This window comes from Mycobacterium hackensackense (genome assembly GCF_025822555.1).
Lineage (GTDB): Bacteria > Actinomycetota > Actinomycetes > Mycobacteriales > Mycobacteriaceae > Mycobacterium > Mycobacterium fluoranthenivorans.
This window is the reverse complement of the sequence record NZ_JACKUC010000038.1, coordinates 573,454-596,511: the sequence shown is the minus strand read 5'-3', so window position 1 is coordinate 596,511 and position 23,058 is coordinate 573,454. Positions and strand designations below refer to the sequence as shown.

Annotated in this window: 24 protein-coding genes; 10 read left to right on the top strand and 14 right to left on the bottom strand. The window is 66.2% G+C overall.

All coding sequences use genetic code 11. The features are described from left to right. Positions 1–7: 7 nt before the first annotated feature. The gene (gene hisS, locus H7J86_RS31500; protein ID WP_267295729.1) at positions 8–1,267 is read left to right on the top strand and encodes a histidine--tRNA ligase; all 1,260 of its coding nucleotides are present in this window, start codon (positions 8–10) and stop codon (positions 1,265–1,267) included. Between the two features lie 12 nt (positions 1,268–1,279). On the opposite strand, the gene H7J86_RS31495 is transcribed toward hisS, so the two are convergent. Beyond that, positions 1,280–1,810, bottom strand: a complete 531-nt coding sequence (locus tag H7J86_RS31495; RefSeq protein WP_187099559.1) for a hypothetical protein — start codon at positions 1,808–1,810, stop codon at positions 1,280–1,282. Positions 1,811–1,832: 22 nt separating this feature from the next. Between H7J86_RS31495 and dtd the strand changes: the two genes are divergently transcribed. Beyond that, entirely contained in the window at positions 1,833–2,264 is a 432-nt protein-coding gene (dtd, locus tag H7J86_RS31490; protein WP_090364386.1) for a D-aminoacyl-tRNA deacylase, read from the top strand. A gap of 52 nt (positions 2,265–2,316) precedes the next feature. On the opposite strand, the gene urtE is transcribed toward dtd, so the two are convergent. Genes urtE through urtA form a run of 5 tightly spaced genes read right to left on the bottom strand, consistent with a single transcriptional unit; the run spans position 2,317 to position 7,086 of the window. Further along, the gene (urtE, locus tag H7J86_RS31485; protein ID WP_090364387.1) at positions 2,317–3,009 is read right to left on the bottom strand and encodes an urea ABC transporter ATP-binding subunit UrtE; all 693 of its coding nucleotides are present in this window, start codon (positions 3,007–3,009) and stop codon (positions 2,317–2,319) included. Beyond that, on the bottom strand, positions 3,009–3,824 hold the full coding sequence (urtD, locus tag H7J86_RS31480) for an urea ABC transporter ATP-binding protein UrtD (protein WP_267295727.1): 816 nt from the start codon (positions 3,822–3,824) through the stop codon (positions 3,009–3,011). Before urtD ends, urtE begins: the two co-directional genes overlap by 1 nt. After that, entirely contained in the window at positions 3,821–4,918 is a 1,098-nt protein-coding gene (urtC, locus tag H7J86_RS31475; RefSeq protein WP_090364390.1) for an urea ABC transporter permease subunit UrtC, read from the bottom strand. Before urtC ends, urtD begins: the two co-directional genes overlap by 4 nt. Beyond that, positions 4,915–5,799, bottom strand: a complete 885-nt coding sequence (gene urtB / locus H7J86_RS31470) for an urea ABC transporter permease subunit UrtB (protein ID WP_187095304.1) — start codon at positions 5,797–5,799, stop codon at positions 4,915–4,917. The genes urtC and urtB overlap by 4 nt, the downstream gene beginning before the upstream one ends. Positions 5,800–5,835: 36 nt before the next feature. Next, positions 5,836–7,086: an urea ABC transporter substrate-binding protein gene (gene urtA, locus H7J86_RS31465; RefSeq protein ID WP_090364393.1), complete on the bottom strand. Its 1,251-nt coding sequence runs from the start codon at positions 7,084–7,086 to the stop codon at positions 5,836–5,838. Between the two features lie 232 nt (positions 7,087–7,318). Here urtA and H7J86_RS31460 point away from each other — a divergent pair, with 232 nt between their 5' ends. After that, positions 7,319–7,738 (top strand): Rv2576c family protein, encoded by a 420-nt coding sequence (locus tag H7J86_RS31460; protein ID WP_090364395.1) that lies wholly within the window; start codon positions 7,319–7,321, stop codon positions 7,736–7,738. Positions 7,739–7,922: 184 nt separating this feature from the next. Here the strand turns inward: H7J86_RS31460 and H7J86_RS31455 are convergent, their stop codons facing one another. The 4 genes from H7J86_RS31455 to H7J86_RS31440 form a co-directional block, all read right to left on the bottom strand. Beyond that, positions 7,923–8,942, bottom strand: a complete 1,020-nt coding sequence (locus H7J86_RS31455; protein WP_267295725.1) for an NADP-dependent oxidoreductase — start codon at positions 8,940–8,942, stop codon at positions 7,923–7,925. Positions 8,943–9,017: 75 nt separating this feature from the next. Next, entirely contained in the window at positions 9,018–9,881 is an 864-nt protein-coding gene (locus tag H7J86_RS31450) for an alpha/beta fold hydrolase (protein WP_187095306.1), read from the bottom strand. A 60-nt stretch (positions 9,882–9,941) separates the two neighbouring features. Further along, complete coding sequence (locus H7J86_RS31445; protein WP_090364401.1) at positions 9,942–10,775, bottom strand: alpha/beta fold hydrolase; 834 nt, start codon at positions 10,773–10,775, stop codon at positions 9,942–9,944. Positions 10,776–10,817: 42 nt separating this feature from the next. Next, complete coding sequence (locus tag H7J86_RS31440; RefSeq protein WP_267295724.1) at positions 10,818–12,065, bottom strand: NADH:flavin oxidoreductase/NADH oxidase family protein; 1,248 nt, start codon at positions 12,063–12,065, stop codon at positions 10,818–10,820. Positions 12,066–12,164: 99 nt separating this feature from the next. Here H7J86_RS31440 and H7J86_RS31435 point away from each other — a divergent pair, with 99 nt between their 5' ends. Next, positions 12,165–12,749, top strand: coding sequence for a TetR/AcrR family transcriptional regulator (locus H7J86_RS31435; RefSeq protein ID WP_267295722.1), 585 nt, complete (start codon positions 12,165–12,167; stop codon positions 12,747–12,749). Here H7J86_RS31435 and H7J86_RS31430 read toward each other — a convergent pair. Then, positions 12,712–13,173 (bottom strand): DUF4345 domain-containing protein, encoded by a 462-nt coding sequence (locus H7J86_RS31430; protein ID WP_267295720.1) that lies wholly within the window; start codon positions 13,171–13,173, stop codon positions 12,712–12,714. The two genes, H7J86_RS31435 and H7J86_RS31430, sit on opposite strands and share 38 nt — an antisense overlap. Before the next feature lie 11 nt (positions 13,174–13,184). Further along, positions 13,185–14,009: an SDR family oxidoreductase gene (locus H7J86_RS31425; protein ID WP_267295718.1), complete on the bottom strand. Its 825-nt coding sequence runs from the start codon at positions 14,007–14,009 to the stop codon at positions 13,185–13,187. A 181-nt stretch (positions 14,010–14,190) separates the two neighbouring features. On the opposite strand from H7J86_RS31425, the gene H7J86_RS31420 reads away from it, so the two are divergent. The 3 genes from H7J86_RS31420 (at position 14,191) to H7J86_RS31410 (ending at position 16,964) form a co-directional block, all read left to right on the top strand. Then, positions 14,191–14,757, top strand: coding sequence for a TetR/AcrR family transcriptional regulator (locus H7J86_RS31420; protein WP_187095312.1), 567 nt, complete (start codon positions 14,191–14,193; stop codon positions 14,755–14,757). A 107-nt stretch (positions 14,758–14,864) separates the two neighbouring features. Then, positions 14,865–15,917, top strand: coding sequence for a class I SAM-dependent methyltransferase (locus tag H7J86_RS31415; RefSeq protein ID WP_187095313.1), 1,053 nt, complete (start codon positions 14,865–14,867; stop codon positions 15,915–15,917). 33 nt (positions 15,918–15,950) lie between these two features. Beyond that, positions 15,951–16,964, top strand: coding sequence for an Rv2578c family radical SAM protein (locus tag H7J86_RS31410; RefSeq protein WP_187099359.1), 1,014 nt, complete (start codon positions 15,951–15,953; stop codon positions 16,962–16,964). Here the strand turns inward: H7J86_RS31410 and H7J86_RS31405 are convergent. After that, complete coding sequence (locus tag H7J86_RS31405) at positions 16,961–18,214, bottom strand: acyl-CoA dehydrogenase family protein (RefSeq protein WP_267295716.1); 1,254 nt, start codon at positions 18,212–18,214, stop codon at positions 16,961–16,963. The genes H7J86_RS31410 and H7J86_RS31405 overlap by 4 nt on opposite strands. Next, entirely contained in the window at positions 18,211–19,344 is a 1,134-nt protein-coding gene (locus H7J86_RS31400) for an acyl-CoA dehydrogenase family protein (protein ID WP_267295714.1), read from the bottom strand. The genes H7J86_RS31405 and H7J86_RS31400 overlap by 4 nt, the downstream gene beginning before the upstream one ends. 262 nt (positions 19,345–19,606) lie before the next feature. Between H7J86_RS31400 and H7J86_RS31395 the strand changes: the two genes are divergently transcribed. The 3 genes from H7J86_RS31395 to budA all read left to right on the top strand — a co-directional run bounded on the left by H7J86_RS31395 (position 19,607) and on the right by budA (position 23,044). Continuing rightward, entirely contained in the window at positions 19,607–20,509 is a 903-nt protein-coding gene (locus H7J86_RS31395; protein WP_267295712.1) for an acyl-CoA thioesterase, read from the top strand. Between the two features lie 76 nt (positions 20,510–20,585). Then, positions 20,586–22,256, top strand: coding sequence for an acetolactate synthase AlsS (gene alsS / locus H7J86_RS31390; RefSeq protein ID WP_267295710.1), 1,671 nt, complete (start codon positions 20,586–20,588; stop codon positions 22,254–22,256). Continuing rightward, positions 22,253–23,044: an acetolactate decarboxylase gene (gene budA / locus H7J86_RS31385; RefSeq protein WP_267295708.1), complete on the top strand. Its 792-nt coding sequence runs from the start codon at positions 22,253–22,255 to the stop codon at positions 23,042–23,044. The genes alsS and budA overlap by 4 nt, the downstream gene beginning before the upstream one ends. Positions 23,045–23,058 lie beyond the last annotated feature (14 nt).

Below are 23,058 nucleotides of genomic sequence, written 5' to 3'. Positions count from 1 at the left end.
GATTACTGTGGCTGATTTCAAAGCGCCCAAGGGCGTACCGGACTACCTGCCTCCCGACTCCGCGCAGTTCGTGGCGGTGCGTGACGGTCTGCTCGGGCCCGCCCGGCGGGCCGGGTACGGCGATATCGAGTTGCCGATCTTCGAGGACACCGCGTTGTTCGCCCGCGGCGTCGGCGAGTCCACCGATGTGGTGAGCAAGGAGATGTACACCTTCGCCGACCGCGGAGAGCGTTCGGTGACCCTGCGTCCCGAAGGCACCGCCGGGGTGATGCGGGCGGTCATCGAACACGGTCTGGATCGTGGCCAGCTACCCGTCAAGCTCTGCTACGCCGGGCCGTTCTTCCGCTACGAGCGTCCGCAGGCCGGCCGCTACCGGCAGTTGCAGCAGGTGGGTGTCGAGGCCATCGGTGTGGACGATCCCGCCCTGGACGCCGAGGTGATTGCCATCGCCGACGGCGGCTTCCGGTCCCTCGGACTCGAGGGGTTCCGCCTCGAGATCACCTCGCTGGGCGATGACAGCTGCCGCCCGCAGTACCGGGAGTTGCTGCAGGAGTTCCTGTTCCGGCTCGACCTCGACGAGGAGACCCGCCGCCGCGCGGAGATCAACCCGCTGCGCGTGCTCGACGACAAGCGCCCGGCGGTGCGCGAGATGACCGCCGGCGCGCCGCTGATGCTCGATCACCTCTCCGATATCGCCAAGGCGCATTTCGAGACGGTGCTGGGGCACCTGGACGCCCTCGGCGTGCCCTATGTGGTCAACCCACGGATGGTGCGCGGGCTGGACTACTACACCAAGACGACGTTCGAGTTCGTGCACGACGGCCTGGGCGCCCAGTCCGGTATCGGTGGCGGCGGCCGCTACGACGGGCTGATGCGTCAACTCGGTGGCCAGGACCTGTCCGGAATCGGGTTCGGCCTCGGGGTGGATCGCACCATGCTGGCGCTGAAGGCGGAGGGCAAGTCCGTCGGTGCGGTGGGACGCGTCGATGTCTACGGGGTCCCGCTCGGTGAGACGGCCAAACTGGAACTGGCCAAGATCGCGGCGGCGCTGCGAAACGCGGGGGCGCGCGTCGACCTGGCCTACGGTGACCGCAGCCTCAAGGGCGCGATGAAGGGTGCCGACCGTTCCGGGGCGCGCATCGCCCTGGTGGCCGGTGACCGCGATATCGAGGCCGGCACCATCGGTGTGAAGGATCTCTCCAACGGTGAGCAGAGCGATGTCGCCGCCGGTGACGTGGTGGCCGAGGTGTTGTCCCGGTTGGGCTAGGTGTGATGACAGCTAGGGCCCGAACACCGCTGCGGTGAGCACGCGGTCCAGGTTGCCGACGCTGCCGCCGAACGGGTTGCCGCGCTTGAGAATCCGCGTTCCCGTGGGGGTGACCGCCACCAGCATCGCCGAGCTGGAGGTGAGTTGTACCCGGCACTCGAACCGCACCTGGTCCAACGGTGCCACCGGCCGGCCCGCACCGTCGCGGTAGACGCGGCGGGCCCGGTCGAACACCGCGACCGGGGTGAAGGCGCTGACCGGGGCCCGTCTGCGCCTGCGGATCGCCCCGGCCGTGCCGAGCGCTCCCACGCCGGCGGTCAGGCCCACGATCAGCAGCACTGCGCTGAGGGCGAGCGGGACCTCCGCGGTGAACAGTGCGATCATCCCGAAGCCGCCACACACCAGGGTCAGGATCGCCAGGACGAACGTCGCGATCTGCCACCCGCCGCCACCGCGGTCGATCACCAGGATGTCGGGTCCGGTCTGCGCGATCACCAGACCGCCCCGGTCGGCCAGGATGTGCGGCTGCGATGGTGCGCTCACCACCACACCTTAAGGTCAGGGCATGCGAGTTCTGGTGCAACGGGTGACCTCGGCCCGCGTGGTGGTCGACGGCGAGATCGTCGGACGGATCGACCCGGAGGGGCAGGGACTGCTGGCACTGGTCGGCATCACGCATGCCGACGACACCGCACTCGCCGCGAAGATGGCCGAAAAGCTTTGGCGACTAAGGATTCTCGATGGGGAACAGGCCGCCGCCGACGTCGCCGCGCCGATCCTGGTCGTCAGTCAGTTCACCCTGTACGCCAACACCGTGAAGGGGCGCCGGCCGTCCTGGAACGCCGCGGCACCCCGGCCCGTCGCAGAACCGCTGATCCACGCGTTCGCGGATGCGCTGCGGGGCCTGGGTGCCGAGGTGAGCACCGGGGTGTTCGGCGCGGATATGGCGGTCGAGTTGGTCAACGACGGTCCGGTGACGGTGCTGCTGGAGTTGTAGCCCCGCCTGCCGGGTAGGTCGGTGCCGTCAGATTGCCACGACGGCGGTGCCGTCAGATGGCCATCGCGGCGCGGACCTCTGCTTCGGAGGCCGAGCCGCCGGTGCCCGACGAGGTGACCCGCCCGGACTCCAGGATGTAGTACTGCTGTGCGGATTCCAGCGCGAACCCGATGTGCTGCTCGACCAGCAGCACGCCGAGGTCACCGCGCGCGGTGAGTGCGGTGATCGCGGCCTCGATCTCCGCCACCACCGAGGGCTGGATGCCTTCGGTGGGCTCGTCGAGAATCAGGCACTTGGGGCCGGTGATCAGCGCGCGTGCGATGGCCAGTTGCTGGCGCTGCCCGCCGGAGAGCAGCCCGGCCCGCCGGGTGAGCAGCTCCTTGAGCGCGGGAAACAGATCGAGCTGCTCATCGATGAGAGCCTTGCCGTTCTTCCGGCCGTCGGCCACGACCTGCAGGTTCTCCGCGGTGGTGAGCTGGCCGAAGGACTGCTGGCCCTGCGGCACATAGGCCAGGCCTTTGGCGACGCGGGCACTGGGCCTCAGTTTGGTGATATCGGCGCCGTCGAAGCGCACCTTGCCCGCCGTGCATTTCAGCAGTCCGACCGCGGCCCGCAACAGGGTGGTCTTGCCCGCGCCGTTGTGCCCCATCACCGCGGCCACCCCGGCCGACGGCACCTCGATGCTGACCCCGTGGATGACCTCGGAACGGCCGTAACCGCTGTGTACGTCGATCAATTCGAGCATCAGGCGTCCTCCTCGGAGAGGCCGGCCGCGGCGGTGCCGAGGTAGACCTCCTGCACCTTCGGATTGGCCTGCACCTCGGCGACCGAGCCTTCGGCGATCACCTGGCCGCGGGCCAGCACGGTCACCGAGGTGGCGAAGGCACGCATGAAATCCATATCGTGTTCGACGACCACCACGGTGCGTTCACTGCCGATGCGGCGCAAGAGATTTCCGGTCTCTTCCCGTTCCTCATGGCTCATGCCCGCCACCGGCTCGTCGAGCAACAGCACATCGGCGTTCTGCACCAGCAGCATGCCGATCTCCAGCCACTGTTTCTGCCCGTGTGCCAGCACCCCGGCCGGCTTGTCGGCCAGGGCCGTCAGGCCCGTCGTCTCCAGGGCCTCCTCGATCGAGGGCAGGATGCCCGATCGGCGCCGCAGCAACGTCCACGGGGACCGGCCCGCCCCGGCGGCGATATCGAGGTTCTGCAGCACGGTGAGCTGCTCGAAGACCGTGGCGGTCTGGAATGTGCGTCCCACCCCGAGCCGGGCGATCTGATGGACCTTGCGGCCCAGCAGTTCCTTCCCGGACTTGCTGACCGAACCGGTGGCGGCGACGAGGCCGGTGATGGCGTCGATCACCGTGGTCTTGCCGGCGCCGTTGGGCCCGATCAGGAAACGCAAGTCACCTTGGAACAGGGTCAGGTCGACATCGCTGACGGCCTTGAACCCGTCGAAATCGACGGTCAGGCCCCGTACCTCGAGGTACTGCGTGCCCATGCCCACATTGCCGCCGGCCACCGGCTCGGTGGCGGTCTCGGCCTTGGTGTCGGTCATGTGGCGGCACCCACCTTCTCGGGTTCTGGATCCGGGGCGGGATCGGGTGTCGGTGCGGCGCGCCGGCGCTTGAGGAACACCCCGAGTCCGGCCAGACCGGCCGGGAAGAATCCGACGACGACGATGAACAGCAGCCCCTGGGCGTAGGTCCAGGCCGACGGAAACTGTTCGGAGAACGCGGTTTGCGCCCAGGCGACCCCGATGGCGCCGAGCACCGGGCCCAACAGCGTGGTGCGTCCGCCGATCGCGACACCGATCAGGAAGGCGATGGAGGGCACGATGCCGACCTGCGCCGGGGTGATGAATCCGATGATCGGTGCGAACAGGGCGCCGGCGATGCCGGCGAACAGTGCTGCCGTGGTGTACGCCACCACCTTGATATTGGCCGGGTCATAGCCCAGGAACCGGACCCGCTCCTCGCCGTCGCGGACCGCGACCAGCAGTTCGCCGTAGCGGCTCTGCATCAGCTGGCGTACCACGGCGACGACGATGAGCAGCACCGCCGCGGCGATGAAGTACAGCATTTGCCGGTTCACCGGATCGGACAGCCGGAAGCCGAAGAAGGTCCGGAAGCCGTTGAGCCCGTTGCTGCCCCCGAGGGTGGCCTGTCCGACGAGCAGGATCGCCAGGGCGGCGGCCAGGGCCTGCGAGAGGATCGCGAAGTAGGCACCCTTGACCCGGCGCTTGAACACGCCCAGACCGAGCAGTGCGGCGATGGCCGTGGGCACGATGAGGATCGCCAGCATCGTGAAGGCGGGGGAGGCGAACGGCTCCCAGTAGGCGGGCAGTTTGGGGATACCGGCGATCTGCATGAAGTCCGGGACCGTCTGCTTGCGGATCTCGGCGTCGGCGATCTTGAGATGCATACCCATCATGTAGGCACCGAGACCGAAGAAGACACCCTGTCCCAGGGTGAGCATTCCGCCACGGCCCCAGGCCAATCCGATACCGGCGGCGACGATCGCGTAGCACAGGTACTGGCCGAGCAGGCCGAGCCGGAAGCTGGACAGCACCGCCGGTGCGACGCCGAACAGCAGTGCTGCGGCCACGGCGAACCCGGCCCAGGTCTGCCAGCGGCCGATCAGTGTCCTCATACGAGACTCCTTGTCCGCACGGTGAACAGACCCTGGGGCCTGGCCTGCAGGAAGATCACGATCACCACGAACACGATGACCTTCGCCAGCGACGCGGTGGTGCTGTACTCGATGAACGAATTCAGCAGACCGAGGCTGAAGGCCGCGATGACGGTGCCCTTGATCTGGCCGAGTCCACCGACGACCACCACCAGGAAGGCATCGATCAGGTAGCTCTGCCCGGTGGTGGGGCTGGTGGACCCGATCAGGGTCAGTGCCACCCCGGCCACCCCGGCCAGACCGGAGCCGATGAAGAAGGTAGTGATATCGGTTCTGCGCGAGGAGATTCCACTGGTCTCGGCGAGATCGCGGTTCTGCACGACGGCGCGGATCCGCCGTCCCATCGGGCTGGCCTTGAGCACCACGGCCAGCACGGTGACGCACAGGACGGCCAGTACCAGGATGAAGATCCGGGTTCTGGGCACCACCGCGCCGAGGATCTCGACGCCGCCGGACAGCCAGCTGGGTGCGCCGACGTTGACCGCGGGTGCACCGAAGATGTCGCGCGCCACCTGCTGCAGGATCAGGCCCACGCCGAAGGTCACCAACAGGGTGTCCAGCGGACGGTGATACATCCGCTGGATCAGTGTGGTCTCCAGCAGAACTCCGAGCAGGCCGCCGACGACGAACCCGACCAACAGCGAGATGAGCAGTGAGGCACCGGCATTGGACACCAGTTGCTGCACCAGGTAGGCGGTGTAGCAGCCGGCCATGATGAATTCGCCGTGCGCCATATTGATGACGCCCATCTGCCCGAAGGTGAGTGACAGGCCCAGTGCAGCCAGCAACAGGATCGAGCCGAGGCTCAATCCCGTTGCCAGCTGTCCGATCAGGACATCCACGGTGCTAGTTCCCCGTCGCTTTCGCTCGCCCCGGCGCTATCCGGACAGACCGGCAGCCCAGGGGTAGGACTTGAGGTAAGGATCCGGCTTGATCGGACCCTTGGACTCCCAGATGGTGTAGATCAGGCCGTCGGGGTGGATCTCGCCGATCCGGGCGGTCTTGGTGATGTGGTGGTTCTCGCCGTCGATGGTGACCAGCCCCTCGGGGGCGTCGAAGGTCACGCCACCCGCATTGTCCTGAATGGCCTTGGTGTCGAAGGCCTTCGCCTTCTCCACCGTGTTCTTCCACAGGTACACCGAGACGTAGGCCGCCTCCATGGGGTCCGACGTCGGCTTGTTCTCGCCGTAGGCTTTCTTGTAGGCCGCGACGAACGCCTTGTTCACCGGGGTGTCGATGGTCTGGTAGTAGTTCCAGGCGGTGAGCTGTCCCTCGATGTTCTTGGCGCCGATTCCGGTGACCTCTTCCTCGGCGATGGACACCGACACCACGGGCATCTTCTGCGGGGTCAAGCCGGCGTTGGTGTACTCCTTGAAGAACGCCACGTTGGAGTCACCGTTGAGGGTGTTGAACACCGCACCGGCATTGGACGCCCGCACCTTGTTGACGATCGTGGAGAAGTCGGTCGAGCCCAGGGGGGTGTAGTCCTCGCCCTTGATCTCGATCCCGTTGGCGCCGGCGTAGGCCTTGATGATCCGGTTGGCGGTCTGCGGGAAGACGTAGTCGCTGCCCACCAGGTAGAGCGACTTGACGCCCTTCTCCTTGAGGTAGTCCAGCGCCGGCACGATCTGCTGATTGGTGGTGGCGCCCGTATAGAAGATGTTCTTGCTGGATTCCAGGCCCTCGTACTGCACCGGGTAGTACAGCAGCGAGTTGTTGCTCTCGAAGACCGGCAGCATGGCCTTGCGGCTCGACGATGTCCAACCGCCGAAGACGGCCGCGACACAGTCGTCCTTGATCAGCTTCTCGGCCTTCTGGGCGAAGACCGCGGGATCGGAGGCGCCGTCCTCGCCGACGATCTGGATCTGCTTGCCCTGCACGCCGCCCTTGGCATTGATCTCCTCGACGGCCAGTTTGATGGCGTCGCGCACCGTCACCTCGGAGATGGCCATGGTGCCCGACAGCGAGTTCAGTGAGCCGACCTTGATGGTCGAACCGGAGGTGTCCACGCAGGACGCGGCCGCTGCGGTGCTGTCGCTCTCGCTGGCCTTGCTGCCACATCCCGACAGCACGAGGGCGGTCGCTGCGACCACGCTTCCGGCTGCCAGGACCGACCTGTTGAGTCGCATCTATTGCCTTTCCATCGATTTCGCTTATCGCGAGGGAATCGCGGGCTCACGTGCACACGCGGGAGGCGTGTCGAATCGGGACGTTAGAGCTGGCAGGTTTCTGTGGAATTTCTGTATGTGACGAACAAATTAACCTGTTGGTCGATCGGTATTGGTCCGTCGTTAGCCGGGGGCGCCGAGGTGCTGATGTGGCAGTTGTAACGATCGGGTAGCGTCCGGCGATGTGACGGACATGCGAAAAGGTATGAGCAAGGTCGGAGCGGTGTTGATCTCGGGCGCGGCCCTCATGGCGACCACCGGCGTGGCACACGCCGAGCCGGCGGCGGGGCACCAAGTGCGCTACACCCTCACCTCAACTGCCCCGTATGACTTCCAGGTGCTGTATCTGACGGCCCAGCCGGCCGACAAGGCCGCCTACAACGCCGATGCCTACTCCTATGTGAAGCGCGAGACCATCAACGTCGCGCCGGACCGGCCGTTCGTTTTCGAGACCACGCTGGCCGATCCGCAGTGGGCGATCCTGCAGGTGAGCAGCACCACCAAGGGTGGGGTCGGTGCACCGAACCCGCATTGCGATGTCGCCGTCGACGGTCAGGTCATCGTGGCCCAGGATGCGCCGTACAGCGTGGTGTGCCAGGGCTCGCAGTGGTGACCCACCGCTAGCTGGGTGCCCGGCTCTGCCTTCGCCTGACGGGTGAAGTCATCGGCAAGGACCTCGCCGGCTCCGGATTCGACACCGTCGAGCACCTGCCGCACCACACCGTGAGGTGTGGACTTGGGGCCGTCGGCGAATGACGTCATACCTCGGGCTGCGGAAGGAACTCCTGCGAGGCCCATCACCGGTATTCATGATCGTCTCTGACGTTCACCACGACCTTTCCTCTGGCGTGGCCGCTTTCGACGTAGGCCAAGGCGTCGAGCGTGGAGCCGAACGGATACACCCGATCGATGACAGGACGGATGACACCCGCATCGACGAGGGTCGCCAACTCGCGTAGTTGATCCCCGTTCGCGGTCATGAACAGGAATGAGTAGGTCACCGAGCGCTGTTTCGCTTTGCGCCGCACCGAGAAACTCAGTGCGCGCATCGCCTGCACCAGCAGCCAGTTCGCCCCGAACTCACGTGCAAAGGTCGGCTCGGGCGGCCCCGCGACCGAGATGACCGCGCCGCCGGGTTTGACGACCTGAAAGGACCTGTCCAGGGTCTTACCACCCTGAGTGTCCAGGACGAGGTCATAGTCACGCAGCTCGGTGGCGAAATCCTGGGTTTTGTAGTCGATCACGATATCGGCGCCGAGCTTCCTGACCCATTCGACGTTCTGGGTGCCGGTGGTGGTCGCGACGGTGGCCCCCAGATGTTTGGCCAGCTGAATCGCGATGGTGCCCAGGCCACCGGAGCCGGCGTGGATGAGCACTTTCTGCCCTGGCCGCAACTGTGCCTTGTCGACCAACGCTTGCCAGGCGGTCAGGCTGACCAGCGGCAGCGCGGCGGCTTCGTTCATGTCTACGCCGGCCGGCTTCTTCGCTACGTCATTCTCGTTGACGGCGAGGTATTCGGCGAAGGTGCCGATCCGGTCCTGACGGGGTTTGGCGTAGACCGCGTCGCCGGGGGCAAATCGCCGCACGCGAGGACCGGTCTTGACCACGATGCCCGCCAGATCGTTTCCGAGGACGAGTGGAAGGTTGTAGGGCAGCAGCGGCTTGAGCTCGCCGTTCCTGATCTTGAGATCCAGGGGATTGACGCTGGTGGCGTGTATCTGCACGAGCACGTCATCGTCGCGCAAGTCAGGGACGGCGCGCTCGACGGCGCTGACCGTGTCCTTCTTGCCGTAGCGGGTGAGGGCGAACGCTTTCATCGGATGGCCTTCTCGGTGCAGTGGTTGGTCTGCGCCGCGGGCACGGCGCGCAAGGGGTCCTCTCGGGCGTTGTCGCTACGACTCGCCATCGGCGAGGAATGCCGCGGCGATCGGTGCGAACTGCTCGTGGTACTGGAATATGCCGCCATGTCCGGAGTTGGGATAGATGATCAATTCCGATCCCGCGATGCGCCGATGTAGATCCTCGGATAGCACCGAGGGCACCATCCGGTCGTGGTCACCGTTGGCGATCAACGTCGGCTGAGTGATCTTCGACAGATCCGACGGTCTGGATCGGCCGTACGCCTTGATCGCTTTGAGCTGGGTCTGGAAGGCGCTGATCGTGATGTCCTTGTCGCGGTCGGTGGTGCGCTCCTTGAGTCGGTCGACGAACTGCTTGCCGGCGCGCCTACCCTCGGCATCACGGTTGAAGAACAGGAACTCCTTGGGATCGGAACGTGTCAGTGTGGCCCGCAGCGTGTCCCAGTAGGTGATACCCGCAACCTTGTCGATGTCTTTGCCGCCGCGCGGTCCGGTCCCGGTCAGCACCAGCCTGCGGACCAGTTGGGGATGCTTCAGTGCCAAATCCTGAGCAATCATGCCGCCCATCGAGAACGAGAACACATCGATCCTGCTGAATCCCAACGCGGTGACGAAGGTGTAGGCATCGTCGGCAGCTTCTTCGATGGTGCCCGGCACTGACCCGCTGGACGCGCCCACGCCCTTGTTGTCGAAGGCGATCACGTGGCGGTTCTTGGCGATCGGGTCGATGATTCGTGGATCCCAATTGTCCAAGGTCGCGGCGAGGTGCACGAAGAAGACCACCGGGATGCCGCCTTTGGGACCGAGTTCACGGTAGGCATAGGTGGTGCCGTCGGCGGTCACAGTGTGCGACTGTGCCTTGGCGTAGGACGTGATGAATTCACTGATGCTGCTCATGAGGTACTCGTTTCTTCAATAGTGTGGTGATGCACGCGATTTGAGTGACCCGACTTCGGCTCAGTCGGCGAGGAACTCGAGAGCGTCAGCCACGAAGGTGAGGTGATGCTGGAATATCCCGCCGTGCCCCGAGTTCGGGTAGATCTTCAGCTCTGCGTTGGGGATTCGGCGTGCCATGTCTGCGGACAAGCTGCTCGCCACCATGAGGTCGTCATCGCCGTTGGCGACCAGGACGGGGACCGTGATCCGTGACAGGTCATCGGGAGTGGCCTTGCCGCCGTCGACGATCGCTCTGAGCTGCGCCAGCCGCGCCTGCAGCGAGACCTTCTCGTCCCGATCGAAGGTTCGCTCCTGCAGGCGGGTAAGGTATTGGGAGGCAGCACGTTTGCCTTCTGCGGTCCGGGGGAAGAACAGGTATTCGCGGGGGTCCTTCCGCGACAGGAGAGCCTTGGTGTAGGCGCCGGCGACGATTCTGCGCATCGCGTCGATTCCGCCGCCACCGCGAGGCCCGGTACCCGCCAGGATCATTCGGTGAACCAGATCGGGCGATTTGAGGGCCACCAGCTGGGCTACGCCTCCGCCGAGGGAGAACCCGATCAGATCCACCTTCGTCAAGCCGAGCGCTCGGATGAACGCGATTGCATCGTCGGCCATCTGGTCGACGTTGTCCGGGACTTTGGATCCGGTGGCCCCGACGCCTCGGTTGTCGAAAGCGATGACGCGGTGGTATGCCGCAATGCCGTCGATGACTCTCGGGTCCCAGTCGTCGAGCACAGCGGTGAAGTGATGCAGGAACACGACGGGCACGTCGGATTCGATGCCGAGTTCCCGGTATGCGAACGGCACTCCGTCGACATCGATTGTCTTGGTGGGTATGTCTTTCCAGGTGAGCATGTCAAACCTCTCGGCGTCGATGGGAGTGTGGAGTTCAGGGCGTTATCGGATCCCGCGTTTGGGACGCAGGGACGCGGATCCGTTGCGCTTGAGCATCGCGAGGGTGGTGGCAAGTCGACCGCGGTCAAGGTCAGGTTCGTTCCCGGCTCCGAGCCGGTGGAGCTGATCGGTGCTCCAGCTGATGTTGAGCACGCCGTCGAGCGCTTTGACATCGACGAATCGACTTATCAGCCTTCGCATTCCGTACTTGAGTTCGCGGGTCGGAAGAACGTCCAGCCGGCCGGACAGGATGGCTTCGGCGGCATCGGGCATGGTCACCGTCGGGCGAGCCAGGCCGACCACGTCGCAGTCTCCTGATTCGACCGCCTGCGCCATGGCCTCCCTCGACCGGAAACCGCCGGTGACCGCCAGCGGCACCTGTCCCGCCGCCGCGCGAACGGTGCGCGCGTAGTCGAGGAAGTAGGCTTCGCGGGCTCGGGTGCTGGCTGCAGTCGATCCCGACATGGCCGGCGACTCGTAATTCCCGCCGCTGATCTCGATCAGGTCGATGGCTTCTCCGGCCAGAGCGCTCACCACGTCGCGCGAATCATCTTCGGTGAATCCACCCCGTTGAAAGTCGGCCGAGTTGAGTTTCACGCTCACCGCGAATGATGGTGATACCCGGGCTCGGATACCACGGATCACGTCCAGAAGGAATCGCATCCTGCGCACACTGTCGCCACCCCACCCGTCCTCGCGCAGGTTGGTCAGCGGCGACAGGAATTGGGTGACCAGATATCCGTGTGCACCGTGGATCTGCACGCCGTCGAATCCCGCCGTTTCGCATACCTGCGCCGCGGTCACGAAACGGTCGATGATGTTCTCGATCTGCGGGCCGGTCAACGCGCGCGGCGTGGGCGAGCCAGGCAGACTCAAAGGCACGGCACTGGGGGCGACCGGTGTATGGCCGAGGGACAGCGGGTTGGATTGCCGCCCGGGATGATTGAGCTGTGCCCAGATCGGCACACCCGCGTCGTGAGTGGACTTGACCCACCGTGACAGCGCTGCGAGATCCCGGTCGTCCTCGATCACCACGTTCCCCGGTTCGCCCAACTGGGTGCGGTCGACCATCACGTTGCCGGTGATGAGCAGCCCGTAACCTCCGCGACTCCATCGGTCGTAGAGACGTACCAAACGGTCATCGGGGGCGTGGTGGCCGTCTGTCAGCGCCTCACTCATTGCGGCCTTCATGATCCGGTTGGGCAAGACCAGGCCATTGGGTAGCCGGAGCGGTTGGTGCAGGGCGTTCATCTGAGCCTCTCGACGCGACGCATTGATATTACGAGCATAATATTATGACTGTATTATCATCGTCAAGGGTGGTTCGGGACACAAGCGGAGGTGGGTTCCATGGCGCGATATGGAGCGGAACACAAGACTGAGACCCGTCGGCGCATCATCGCGGCAGCCGGCCGGCGTCTCAAGCGCGACGGTATCGACGGTTCGGGGATCGCCGCGGTGATGTCCGACGCCGACCTCACCAACGGTGCGTTCTACGCGCATTTCGGATCCAAGAATGATCTCGTCGCGAATGTCGTCACCGATCAACTCGAACGGCAGCGTGCCGCCGTCAGCGCCCTACCTGCTGATCGAGATTCGCTGGAAGGTTATATCCGGGGCTATCTGTCCATCGAACACCGGGACAATCAACCCGAGGGCTGCCCGACGGCGGCATTGCTGAGCGAAATCGGACGGTGCGACGGCATCGTCCGGGACGCCTATTCCGCTGGGGCGCAGTCGATCGTCCAGGAGATTGCCGTGCACCTCCCGGCCGCGAGGTCGGAAGTGGATCGAATGCAGAGAGCGTGGGGTCTGTTCAGCATTCTGGTCGCGTCCCTGCAACTCGCCCGAGCGATCACCGACCCCGCGGTCTCCGCCGAAGTGCTCGACGCCGGGATCAACAATGCACTTCGGATACTCGATAGTCTGGAATGACCTCGCCGGCGCAATGTGAAGGCAGTGACCTCTGCCATGCGAGGAGACTCGCCGCGCCGATGGTCTCCAGAGCCATCGCTCCTACCGCGACTGGGTGCGGTCGTCCGCGCTGTTGCCATGAACGCATGCGGGCCAGACCACCGATGAACGTGGTTGCCAACGAGAACGTCACCGTCCGCGACCGCTCGACACGGCCGAGTTGAGGCCACATCATGAGTGCCATCGCGAACTTGAACACGTTGGCATATCGAAGTGAACTGTCCACCGTGGGCGGTACATTCGGCGATCCGCCCGGTACACCCTGGGCGCCACGAACGATCTCACCGACCGCGCTGGCCATCGGGATCACCGCCACCGCCGCCAGTGTCCACTGCAGTCCTCGGCGACTCCGACCGTTGCCGGGTTGAGACACCGCGCGCTCCATGTTTGCGTTCCTCATTTCGACGTCGTGGCGGCAGCCAGGATCGCGTCACTGATCGCGGCCGGGGTGACCGCGAAGGTGAGTTTCTGGGCGCGACTGAGGGTGTCGAGCAGGTACCGACGTTTGGGATGTCTCGATGTCAGTGCGTGGTTGACCGCCTTGGTGACCCGTTTGGGGTCGGCGGCCAGCTTCTGCATACGGCCCATCAGTTTGCGGCTGCCGACCAGGTGCGAAGCGTACAGCCGGCGATGCGTCTCGGACAGTTGTTCGGTCATGCGGTCGTAGTCGTCGAGTGCGCTGCCCCACATATCGGTGCGGATCGGGCCAGGCTCGATGAGCGAGACCGGAATCTTCCATGGGCGCAACTCCATTCGCAGCGCATCGGCCAACGACTCGATCGCATACTTCGATGCGTTGTACGCGCCGGTGCCCGGAGTGGTGATCAACCCGCTGACCGAGGACATGAACACCAGCCGCCCGCCGGCTTCGCGGATTTTCGGCAGCACCGCCTGGGTCACCGCGATCTGAGAGATCACGTTGACGTCAAGCTGGTCGGTCAGGTCATCCAGCGACAATCCCTCCACCGGTCCGTTGACGATGATCCCTGCATTGTTGACGAGGCCGTTGAGACCTGCCGGCAACCGGGCGGGCAGTGCGGCGATATCGGAGCGGTCGGTGATGTCCAGCGGGATCGGATGCACGTGGGGTAATCGATTCAGACTGTGCAACGCGGCATCAGAGCGGGCGGTGGCATACACATCCCAGCCCCGCGAGCTCATGTGCTCGGTGATTGCCAGCCCGATGCCCCTCCCGGCGCCGGTAACCAAAACAGAAGGCATCTTCATCTCTTCTCTCGCTGACACGTCCGCAGCTCGGGAATGAGGGCGAAGGATCGTGCCTGCAGGCATTGATAACGACCGTTACCGTAACGCACGGTATGATAACTGCGGCAGTCTGTCAATCGACCGAGAGGCGCTGGTTGTGCGGTATCCACCGGACCACAAGGAGAAGCTCCGTGCTGTGCTGCTGGAAGCCGCAGTCCAACAAATGAAGGTCAACGGCTTCATGGGGATCGGCGTCGACGGCATCGCCGGCGCTGCCGGTGTCACCTCTGGGGCCGTCTACTCACACTTCACCAACAAGGCTGGGCTGCTCGCTGCGATCATCGAGACGTACCTGGGCCAGGTCTCCGGCGCTGCCGATTCCCCGCGGGACGACATAGACGGACTGAGAGATTTCCTGACCTACTACATCGGCAATGCGCACTGTCTCGATATCGAAAATGGTTGCGTCATGCCCGCATTGAGCGAAGATGTGGCCAGGCATCCGGCAGCCCGAGAAGTCTACGACCGTCAGGCCACGGTCTTTGCCACGCGAATCGCCAACGCTCTCGGCGGCGAGCCTCAGCAGGCTCAGCACCGCGCATGGAGCCTCGTCGCCCTGATGGTCGGTGCGGTGACGGTTTCGCGGGCAATGATTCCCGGCAGTCATGCGCAACAACAAGTACTTCAGGCGGGACTCGCCGCGGCGATGGCCATCGTCGATGGTGGCGAGGCTGATGGGCCTACCGGCGCATCGGCCATCTGACCGGCGACGGCAGGTCCGCTGATCGGATCTTTGCTCGAACGGTTCCGCCGGTGCACGGACGCGAGTAGCTTCGAAGTCGTCCATACCTATGGGCGAAGGAGCCCGCGATGGCCATCGACGAAGACAAGCTCCAGGCGTTTCTGGGTCGCGCGATAGGCGATCTCGGCGCGGCGATGAGCGCCATGCTGGTGCTGATCGGCGATGAGCTCGGGCTGTACTCGGCACTTGCCGAGGGGGCATGGTCCTCCGCCGGACTGGCCGAACGGACCGGTACCGACGAACGCTACGTGCGGGAGTGGCTGGCCAATCAGGCCGCGGGTGGTTACGTCGAGTACGACAGCGCGGCGGACACCTACCACCTCACCGAGGAACAGGCGCTGTGCCTGGCGAATCCGGACGGGCCGGTGGATCTGCCGGGCGGTTATGCGGTGGTGGAGGACCTGTTTCACGTCAAGGCGCGCGCAGTCGAGAACTTCCGCACCGGTGCGGGCATGGAGTGGGGCGAACACCATCCGTGTCTGTTCCGCGGGACTGAGCGGTTCTTCCGGGCGGGCTACCACGCCCACCTGCTGTCCTCCTGGCTGCCCGCGCTCGACGGTGTCGTGGAGAAGCTCAGGGCCGGCGCCCGGGTGGCCGATATCGGCTGCGGGCACGGCGTGACGACGATTCTCATGGCGCAGGCGTTTCCGGACTCCCGGTTCGTCGGTGTCGATTACCACGAGGCGTCGATCGCGACGGCGCGCGAGCATGCGGCGCAGGCGGGTGTCCCCAACGCGACGTTCGAGGTGGCCGATGCGACCACCTACGGCGGCGGGGAGTTCGACCTGATCGCGTTCTTCGACTGCCTGCACGATATGGCCGACCCGTCCGGCGTTGCCCGTCACGCACGGCGGTCGCTCAAGTCCGACGGCCACTGTCTGCTGGTCGAACCCTTCGCGGGGGATGTCCTGTCGGACAACCTGAATCCCGTCGGCCGGGTGTTCTACGGCGCGTCCACGCTGATCTGCGTGCCCGTCTCGCTGGCGCAGCGGGGCCCAGCGCTGGGCGCCCAGGCGGGGGAGCGCCGACTGGCCGAGGTGATGGTCCGCGACGGTGGATTCACCCGGTTCCGTCGTGCCGCCGAGACACCGTTCAACCTGGTGTTCGAGGCGCGCCCTTGACAACTGCCATCGAACAATTGTTCGATGTACCGCATGCGGTGGGACGGACAGAGCGTACGCGTCGATGACGGCGCCCTGCCCGGCCTGCAGCGGATGGGGCTGGTCCGCAGCGTGTGCACCCCGCAGTTCGACGGGATCACCTTCCACGAGGTGTTGTGCAAGTCGGCGCTGAACAAGGTGCCCGGTGCATCCATGCTTCCCTTCCGGTACACCGTCAACGGCTACCGGGGTTGCTCGCACGCCTGCCGGTACTGCTTCGCCCGGCCCACCCACGAGTACCTGGAGTTCGACTCCGGAGCCGACTTCGACACCCAGGTCGTCGTCAAGACCAACGTGGTCGCCGTGCTGCAACGTGAGCTGTCCCGGCCGTCCTGGACCCGGGAGACGGTGGCACTGGGCACCAATACCGATCCGTATCAGCGGGCCGAGGGCCGGTACGCCCTGATGCCGGGCATCCTGCGAGCGCTCGCCACCTCCGGCACCCCGTTCTCGATCCTGACCAAAGGCACCCTGCTGCGCCGTGATCTGCCGTTGATCGCCGAAGCCGCCCAACTGGTTTCGGTCAACGTGTCCCTCTCGCTGGCCATCGGGGACCCCGAGTTGCACCGGGCAGTCGAGCCGGGCACCCCGTCGCCGCAGGCGCGGCTGGGCTTGATCTCCGCGGTGCGCGAGGCCGGGCTGGACTGTCATGTGATGGTGGCGCCGGTGTTGCCGCGGCTGACCGATTCACCCGAGCACCTGGACGATCTGCTGCGCCGGATCGCCGAGGCCGGCGCCACCGGGGTGACGGTCTTCGGCCTGCATCTGCGCGGTTCGACACGGGGCTGGTTCATGCAGTGGCTGCAACGCAGCCACCCGGAGCTGGTGTCCGATTACCGCCAGCTCTACCGTCGCGGCGCGTACCTCCCGCAGGACTATCGCGACATGCTTCGTACCCGGGTCGCACCGTTGGTGGCCCGGTACGGGTTGACTGGGCGAGCGCCCATGGCGAGCGCCGGTGCCGTTTCCTCCGAAGTCGCGGCACCGGCGCACCCCACCCTGTTCTAGGTGCGCCCGCGTTTGACCTGATTGAACGGCACCCCGCGGTCGGCGGCGGCCTCGCGCGGGAAGCCGAGCACCCGTTCACCGATGACGTTGCGGGCCATCTCCGAACTGCCACCGCCCAGTGAGCCGGTCTGCCGGGACAAGTAGCGCACCCCGATATCCAGCAGGCCCGATCCCTCATCCACGACACCGGCCGCCCCGGAGATCGCCAGTGCGGTGTCGACCTCGAGTTCGGTGGTCTCCGCGTGGAACAGCCGGATCAGCGTGCCCGCGTTCGGGGGCAGCGAGCCGTTGGCGATGGACGCCGAAACATGATCGATCAGTTGACTTTTCACGGTGCGTCGGACCAATGCCCGGCCCGCGAGGTTCTGCACCATCGCGTCGTCGAGCTGTCCGGTGGCCGCCGCCAGGCCCACATGGTCGGGCGGCATCTCGTTGGCGTTCTCGGCGCCGGTGCCACTGGCGAACTCGGATCCGCCGCCGACCGCCCGGCGCTCGTGATGCAGCTGACGCGTTGCCACGGTCCAGCCGTCGTTGACCGCACCCACCACGGCCTCGTCGCCGAGCTCCAGGCCGTCGAAGAATTCTTCGCAGAATTCCTCGTTGCCGTTGACCTCGGTGATCCGGCGCATCGTGATACCCGATGCAGTCAGTGGGACCAGGAACATGGTGAGGCCCTCATGCTTGGGCACCGTCCAGTCGGTGCGGGCCAGCATCAGTCCGTAGTCGGCGGCGAAGGCGCTGGTGCTCCAGGTCTTGGCGCCGTTGATGATCCACTTGTCGCCGACGCGGTCGGCCCGGGTGAGGACCCCGGCAAGATCGGATCCGCCGCTGGGCTCGGAGAGCAGCTGGCACAGCACCTCGTCGCCGCGGATGGCGGCCGAGATGCGCGCGCGCTTCTGCTCCTCGCTGCCCATATCGAGAATGGTGGCGCCGCAGATGGTGAACGAGGGGGTGTTCAGGATCAGCGGCATCTCGTAGCAGCGGCACTCGGCGTTGAACGCCTTCTGATAGGCGTCGTCCAGACCGAGGCCGCCGTACGCGCGCGGGAAGCAGATGCCGGCGAAACCGCCTTCATAGAGCCGCTTCTGCAGGTGCCGGGCGCGTTCCCAGGACTTCTCCTCGGCGCGTACGGAGAACGGCGGGTTGTCGGGATCGATGCGCGGCATGTTCTCGGCCAGCCATGCCCTGGCGCGCACGGTGAAGTCCGCCACCGACTCGTCGGTGCCCGTCGAGATCGCCGTGTCTGTCATACGAACGCCTCCTCGGGCAGTGTGCGGCTGAGTTCGAACACGGCGCGGTGATGGTCTTCGGGGGAGCCGTACATGGCCCGGTTCAGCACCGTGCGTCGCAGATACAGATGCAGGTCGTGTTCCCAGGTCACCCCGATACCACCGTGTAGCTGCACGCAGTCCTGCAACATCATCGGCGCGCGTTCGGCGACATAGGCTTTCGCGACACTCACCAACATCGGTGCCTCCGGTGATCGCGCGCCGACGGCTTCCACCGCGCCCGCGGTGGTGGCCCGGCACGCTTCGAACCACATCTTCATATCGGCGAAACGGTGTTTGAGCGCTTGGTAGGAAGCCAGCGGCCGACCGAAACTGTGCCGGTCCAACAACCACTGGTTGGTCATCGCCAGGACGGCATCCAGGATGCCGACGATCTCGGCGCACTGCAGTATCAGGGCCACCTGGCGCTGCCGTTCGATCACCGCGCCGGTCTGCTCGGCGCTGCCGAGCACCGCGGATGCGTCGATGTCGACGCCGTCGAATTGCACTCTGGCATAGGTCTTCACCAGGTCGACGGACTTCTGCGTCGTGACGCTCACCCCGGGTGCGTCGGCGGGAACCAGGAATTGGCGCAGCGCACCGTCGGATTCGGCGACGACCAGGAACAGGTCGGCCTGCGTCCCGGCCTCGACGCGGTCCTTGACGCCGTCGATGCGATACCCGCTCTCGGTGCGGCTCGCGGTGGTGTGCGCGGACGAGGGTTCGAATGGGCGGTGTGGCTCATAGACGGCCCAGGAGGCGACCGTTTCCCCGGACACCAGCGCCTCGATGAGGTCGGTATGACCGTCCGGTGCCTCGACCAGGCCGCTGAGCACCACGCTGACCGGGTGTAGCGGACCGGGTGCGACGGTGCGTCCGGCTTGTTCGGCGACCAGGGCAAGGTCGGCCACCCCGGCGCCGGACACACTTCCGCCACCGAGTTCTTCGGGTACCAGCACGCTGGTCCAGCCGAGCTCCGCGGCTCGCTGCCACCAGCCGGGTTCGAAGGAGACGGCCCGCGCATGCAGATCGCGGACCGTGCCAAGGGATGCCTCTTTGTCCAGGAATGCCCGCGCCGTCGAGGCGAACAGCAGCTGTTCGGGGTTCGTCATCAGCCGGCGCGGAAGACCGGGTAGTCGAGGATGCGTGAGGGCATGTCCGCCTCCGGGAAGTCTAGTTATCCTGTAGTGGTAATGAAGTTACCACTTGGGTGTGGCGAGAGACACCAGCGTGGGCACCATTGCGCATCCGTATACCCGAGGTTGCCGAGGATGGTCAGCGCGGACTTCGTGAACCGTATTGTGCGATCAGCGAGAATGGCGTTACCGTTTTTGTAGAGCGAGTACGCGGGCCTGCCGCTGCCGGGAAGGACACATGACGAACTCGGACACCACAGCGGAGCGGGCGACCGACGAGGTGCAGTGGACCCTGGAAGGTCTGCTCGACCTCTTCGAGCCGGCCGCCGACGGGCCGAACCGGTTCCTGGCCCAGACCGGTCTGGCCGGCGCCGACGACCGCCAGGTCGTGGAGGGCACCCAGGTGCTGGCACAGGCGATCGTCGCGGCGGCCGCACGCTTTCCCGACAAGTCGGTGCGCTCGGTGCAGGCGGTGTTCGCCCGAGTGGTGCTGGTCGGGCCGCCGGTGCAACTCGATATCGACGTGGTGGCGGAAGGGCGCTCGACGGCGACGGCGGTGATCTCCGCCTCCCAGCACGGAAAACGGTGTATCACCGTCACCGTGCTGCTGGATGTGCCGTCCGGCGACGTCATCCGGCACCACCTGCCCAAGCCGGACGTGGCGGCCCCGGCCGACGCCAACGTCGGGCATATGCCGATGACCGGCCGCGAACTGCGGCTGGTCGATATCGTCGACGTCAACAGCCCCGACGAGGTCGGACCGCCGGAGCTGTATGCCTGGCTGCGCTACGATCCGGTTCCGCCGCGGGCCGACCTGGCCAAGGCGCTCATCGCGTATTTCACCGGACACCTGGGGATTTCGACGACCATGCGAGCACATGAGGGGATCGGCACGGCCCAGGCGCACCTGACGGTGTCCACCGCGCCGATGACCGTTTCGGTGAGCTTCCACGAACCCGTGGAGTGGAAGGGCTGGTTGTTGTACGGCCACGAGAGCACCCAGGTCGGCGCCGGGATGTCCTATGTGCGCGGCACCGTGCACACCGAGGAGGGGGAGCTGCTGGCCTCCTTCACCCAGGACGCGCTGATCCGCCCACTGCGCACCACCGATACCGACATCACGCATCAGTCGCGGTTGTAGCTCCGATCTTGCGGTGACCCTGTGGTCAGTCACCCGACTGATGGCAAATGGCCGTGCCGGCTTGAAGACTGCCACCATGACCCGATCCGCCAAGCGCAGCGCCGACCGAGTGGTCGACGTCCTGACCGACCACGGTGTCCAGTACGTCTTCGGCGTCCCGGGCGCCAAGATCGACGCCGTGTTCGATGCCCTGCTGGACGGCGGACCCGAGGTGGTGGTGTGCCGCCACGAGCAGAACGCGGTCTTCATGGCCGGTGCGATCGGCCGGCTCACCGGACGCCCCGGGGTGGTGCTGGTGACCTCCGGTCCAGGCACCGCGAACCTCGCGACCGGACTGCTGACCGCGAACACCGAGCAGGATCCGGTGGTGGCGCTGTGCGGCGCCGTCAGCCGTGGCGCCCGGCTCAAGCGCACCCATCAGTCGATGAACGCCGCCGCCATGCTGCGTACCGTGACCAAGTACACCGGCGAGGTCGATGATCCCGACGATGTCGCCGAGGCGGTCGTCACCGCATTCCGCGCCGCCACGACCGAGCCCTACGGGGCGGCCGCGGTGGTACTTCCGTCGGATGTGCTCGCGGCCGTGACGGCGTCCACGCTCGCCGGAGCCCGCCCGGTACCGGAGCTGGGCAGCGCACCCGACGGCGCGACGGGCGCTGCGGCCGAACTCATTCGCCGGGCTCGGCGCCCGGTGGTGCTGGTGGGTATCCGCGCCGCCGACCCCGGCAGTTGTGCGGCGGTGCGCGCCCTGATCTCGGCCACCGGACTTCCCGTCGTCGAGACCTTCCAGGCGGCCGGGGTGATGTCGCGGGACCTCGAGCAGCACTACGTCGGACGGGTCGGCCTGTTCCGCAATCAGCCGGGGGACGTTCTGCTCGCGCATGCCGATCTCGTCCTCGCCATCGGCTACGACGCCGTCGAGTACGACCCGGCACTGTGGAACTCCGATCCCGGCCGTGCGATCATCCACGTCGACACGGTCGGCGCCGAGATCGACGAACACTACCAACCCGTCGCCGAGCTGCGCGGATCGGTGGCCGCCACCCTGGGCCGCCTGGTACCGCAGTTGTCCGGGGTGGCGCCGTCGGAGGAGTTCACCGCCGAGTTGGCCGGGTACCGTGCCGATCTCGGGGCAGCCGACGAGGCCGCCCGCGCGACACCGGCGACCCCGGCGGGGATCGATCCCGCCAGGCTCGTCCTCGCGCTGCGCGACGGACTGGACGACGACGCCACCGTGGCATGCGATATCGGCTCGGTCTACATCCACATGGCCCGGCACTTCCGCGTCTACCAACCGCGGCACCTGCTGTTCTCCAACGGTCAGCAGACCCTCGGCGTCGGGCTGCCGTGGGCCATGGCCGCCAGCCTGGTTCGGCCCGGCACCCAGGTGGTCTCGATCTCCGGGGACGGCGGCTTCCTGTTCTCGGCCCAGGAGCTGGAGACCGCCAAGCGCCTCGGCCTGACATTCACCCATGTGGTGATGCGCGACAACTCCTACGACATGGTCGGCTTCCAGGAGGTGCTGAAGTACGGGCGCAGGTCAGGGGTTCAGCTGGCCGATTACGATATCGTGGCCTACGCCAAGGCATTCGGAGCTCGGGGTTACCGCGTGCACACGCTGGAGGAGTTCACCGCCGTGCTCGCCGAGGCCCTGAACCAGGACGGACCTACGCTGATAGACGTGCTCGTCGACTACAGCCGCAACATCGAACTTGCCGCCCACCTGCACGGCGACGTCTTCGAATGACCGACGCCCGCTCCGGTTTCTGGGACTGGGCCCGGTCGGTGGTCGAGCACCGCCGCGCCCAGTCGCCGGTGGCCCGTGCCGGGCAGCTGTACCAGACCTCGACGATGGACGCCCTGCTCGCCGGCGTCTACGACGGCGATGTCACGGTCGCAGAACTGTTGCGCCACGGCGATTTCGGCCTCGGCACGTTCAACGGGCTCGACGGTGAGATGGTCGTCCTCGACGGGACGTGCCATCACCTGCGCGCCGACGGCACCGCGGTGTCGGCCGCGCCCGACGAGCGCACACCCTTTGCCGCCGTCACCCGTTTCGGACCCGGCCGCACCGTCTCGCTCACCGAGCCCGCGAACTGGGCCGAGGTCACCGCGCGGATCGACGATCTGGTCGGCAGCGACAACGTGATGTGCGCGGTCCGGATCCGCGGTGACTTCACGGCACTGCAAACCCGCACCGTGGCCGCCCAGCACCACCCCTACCCGCCGCTGGTGGAGGCCACCGCGAGCCAGGCGAAAGCGCGGTTCACCGATGTCTCCGGCACGCTGGCCGGGTTCCGGATGCCCGAGTTCGAGCAGGGTATCTCGGTGGCCGGGTACCACCTGCATTTCCTGACCGCCGACCAGCGCCGGGGCGGGCACTGCCTGGACTTCCAGATGTCCAGCGGGACCATCGAGGTCGCTCAGCTCAGCGAGTTGCACCTGTCCGTGCCGCAGACCGAGGCGTTTCGCAGCGCGGCGCTCAACGCCGCGGACACCTCCGACCAGATCCGCCGCACCGAGGGCGGCCATTGACGCCGGCGGCGATC

Coding starts and splice junctions, on each gene's coding strand:
- dtd (WP_090364386.1), top strand. CDS start 1,833: ATGCGAGTTCTGGTGCAACGGGTGACCTCGGCCCGCGTGGTGGTCGAC.
- urtE (WP_090364387.1), bottom strand. CDS start 3,009: ATGCTCGAATTGATCGACGTACACAGCGGTTACGGCCGTTCCGAGGTC.
- urtD (WP_267295727.1), bottom strand. CDS start 3,824: ATGACCGACACCAAGGCCGAGACCGCCACCGAGCCGGTGGCCGGCGGC.
- urtC (WP_090364390.1), bottom strand. CDS start 4,918: ATGAGGACACTGATCGGCCGCTGGCAGACCTGGGCCGGGTTCGCCGTG.
- urtA (WP_090364393.1), bottom strand. CDS start 7,086: ATGCGACTCAACAGGTCGGTCCTGGCAGCCGGAAGCGTGGTCGCAGCG.
- H7J86_RS31460 (WP_090364395.1), top strand. CDS start 7,319: ATGCGAAAAGGTATGAGCAAGGTCGGAGCGGTGTTGATCTCGGGCGCG.
- H7J86_RS31455 (WP_267295725.1), bottom strand. CDS start 8,942: ATGAAAGCGTTCGCCCTCACCCGCTACGGCAAGAAGGACACGGTCAGC.
- H7J86_RS31450 (WP_187095306.1), bottom strand. CDS start 9,881: ATGAGCAGCATCAGTGAATTCATCACGTCCTACGCCAAGGCACAGTCG.
- H7J86_RS31445 (WP_090364401.1), bottom strand. CDS start 10,775: ATGCTCACCTGGAAAGACATACCCACCAAGACAATCGATGTCGACGGA.
- H7J86_RS31440 (WP_267295724.1), bottom strand. CDS start 12,065: ATGAACGCCCTGCACCAACCGCTCCGGCTACCCAATGGCCTGGTCTTG.
- H7J86_RS31435 (WP_267295722.1), top strand. CDS start 12,165: ATGGCGCGATATGGAGCGGAACACAAGACTGAGACCCGTCGGCGCATC.
- H7J86_RS31430 (WP_267295720.1), bottom strand. CDS start 13,173: ATGGAGCGCGCGGTGTCTCAACCCGGCAACGGTCGGAGTCGCCGAGGA.
- H7J86_RS31425 (WP_267295718.1), bottom strand. CDS start 14,009: ATGCCTTCTGTTTTGGTTACCGGCGCCGGGAGGGGCATCGGGCTGGCA.
- H7J86_RS31415 (WP_187095313.1), top strand. CDS start 14,865: ATGGCCATCGACGAAGACAAGCTCCAGGCGTTTCTGGGTCGCGCGATA.
- H7J86_RS31410 (WP_187099359.1), top strand. CDS start 15,951: ATGCGGTGGGACGGACAGAGCGTACGCGTCGATGACGGCGCCCTGCCC.
- H7J86_RS31405 (WP_267295716.1), bottom strand. CDS start 18,214: ATGACAGACACGGCGATCTCGACGGGCACCGACGAGTCGGTGGCGGAC.
- H7J86_RS31400 (WP_267295714.1), bottom strand. CDS start 19,344: ATGACGAACCCCGAACAGCTGCTGTTCGCCTCGACGGCGCGGGCATTC.
- H7J86_RS31395 (WP_267295712.1), top strand. CDS start 19,607: ATGACGAACTCGGACACCACAGCGGAGCGGGCGACCGACGAGGTGCAG.
- alsS (WP_267295710.1), top strand. CDS start 20,586: ATGACCCGATCCGCCAAGCGCAGCGCCGACCGAGTGGTCGACGTCCTG.
- budA (WP_267295708.1), top strand. CDS start 22,253: ATGACCGACGCCCGCTCCGGTTTCTGGGACTGGGCCCGGTCGGTGGTC.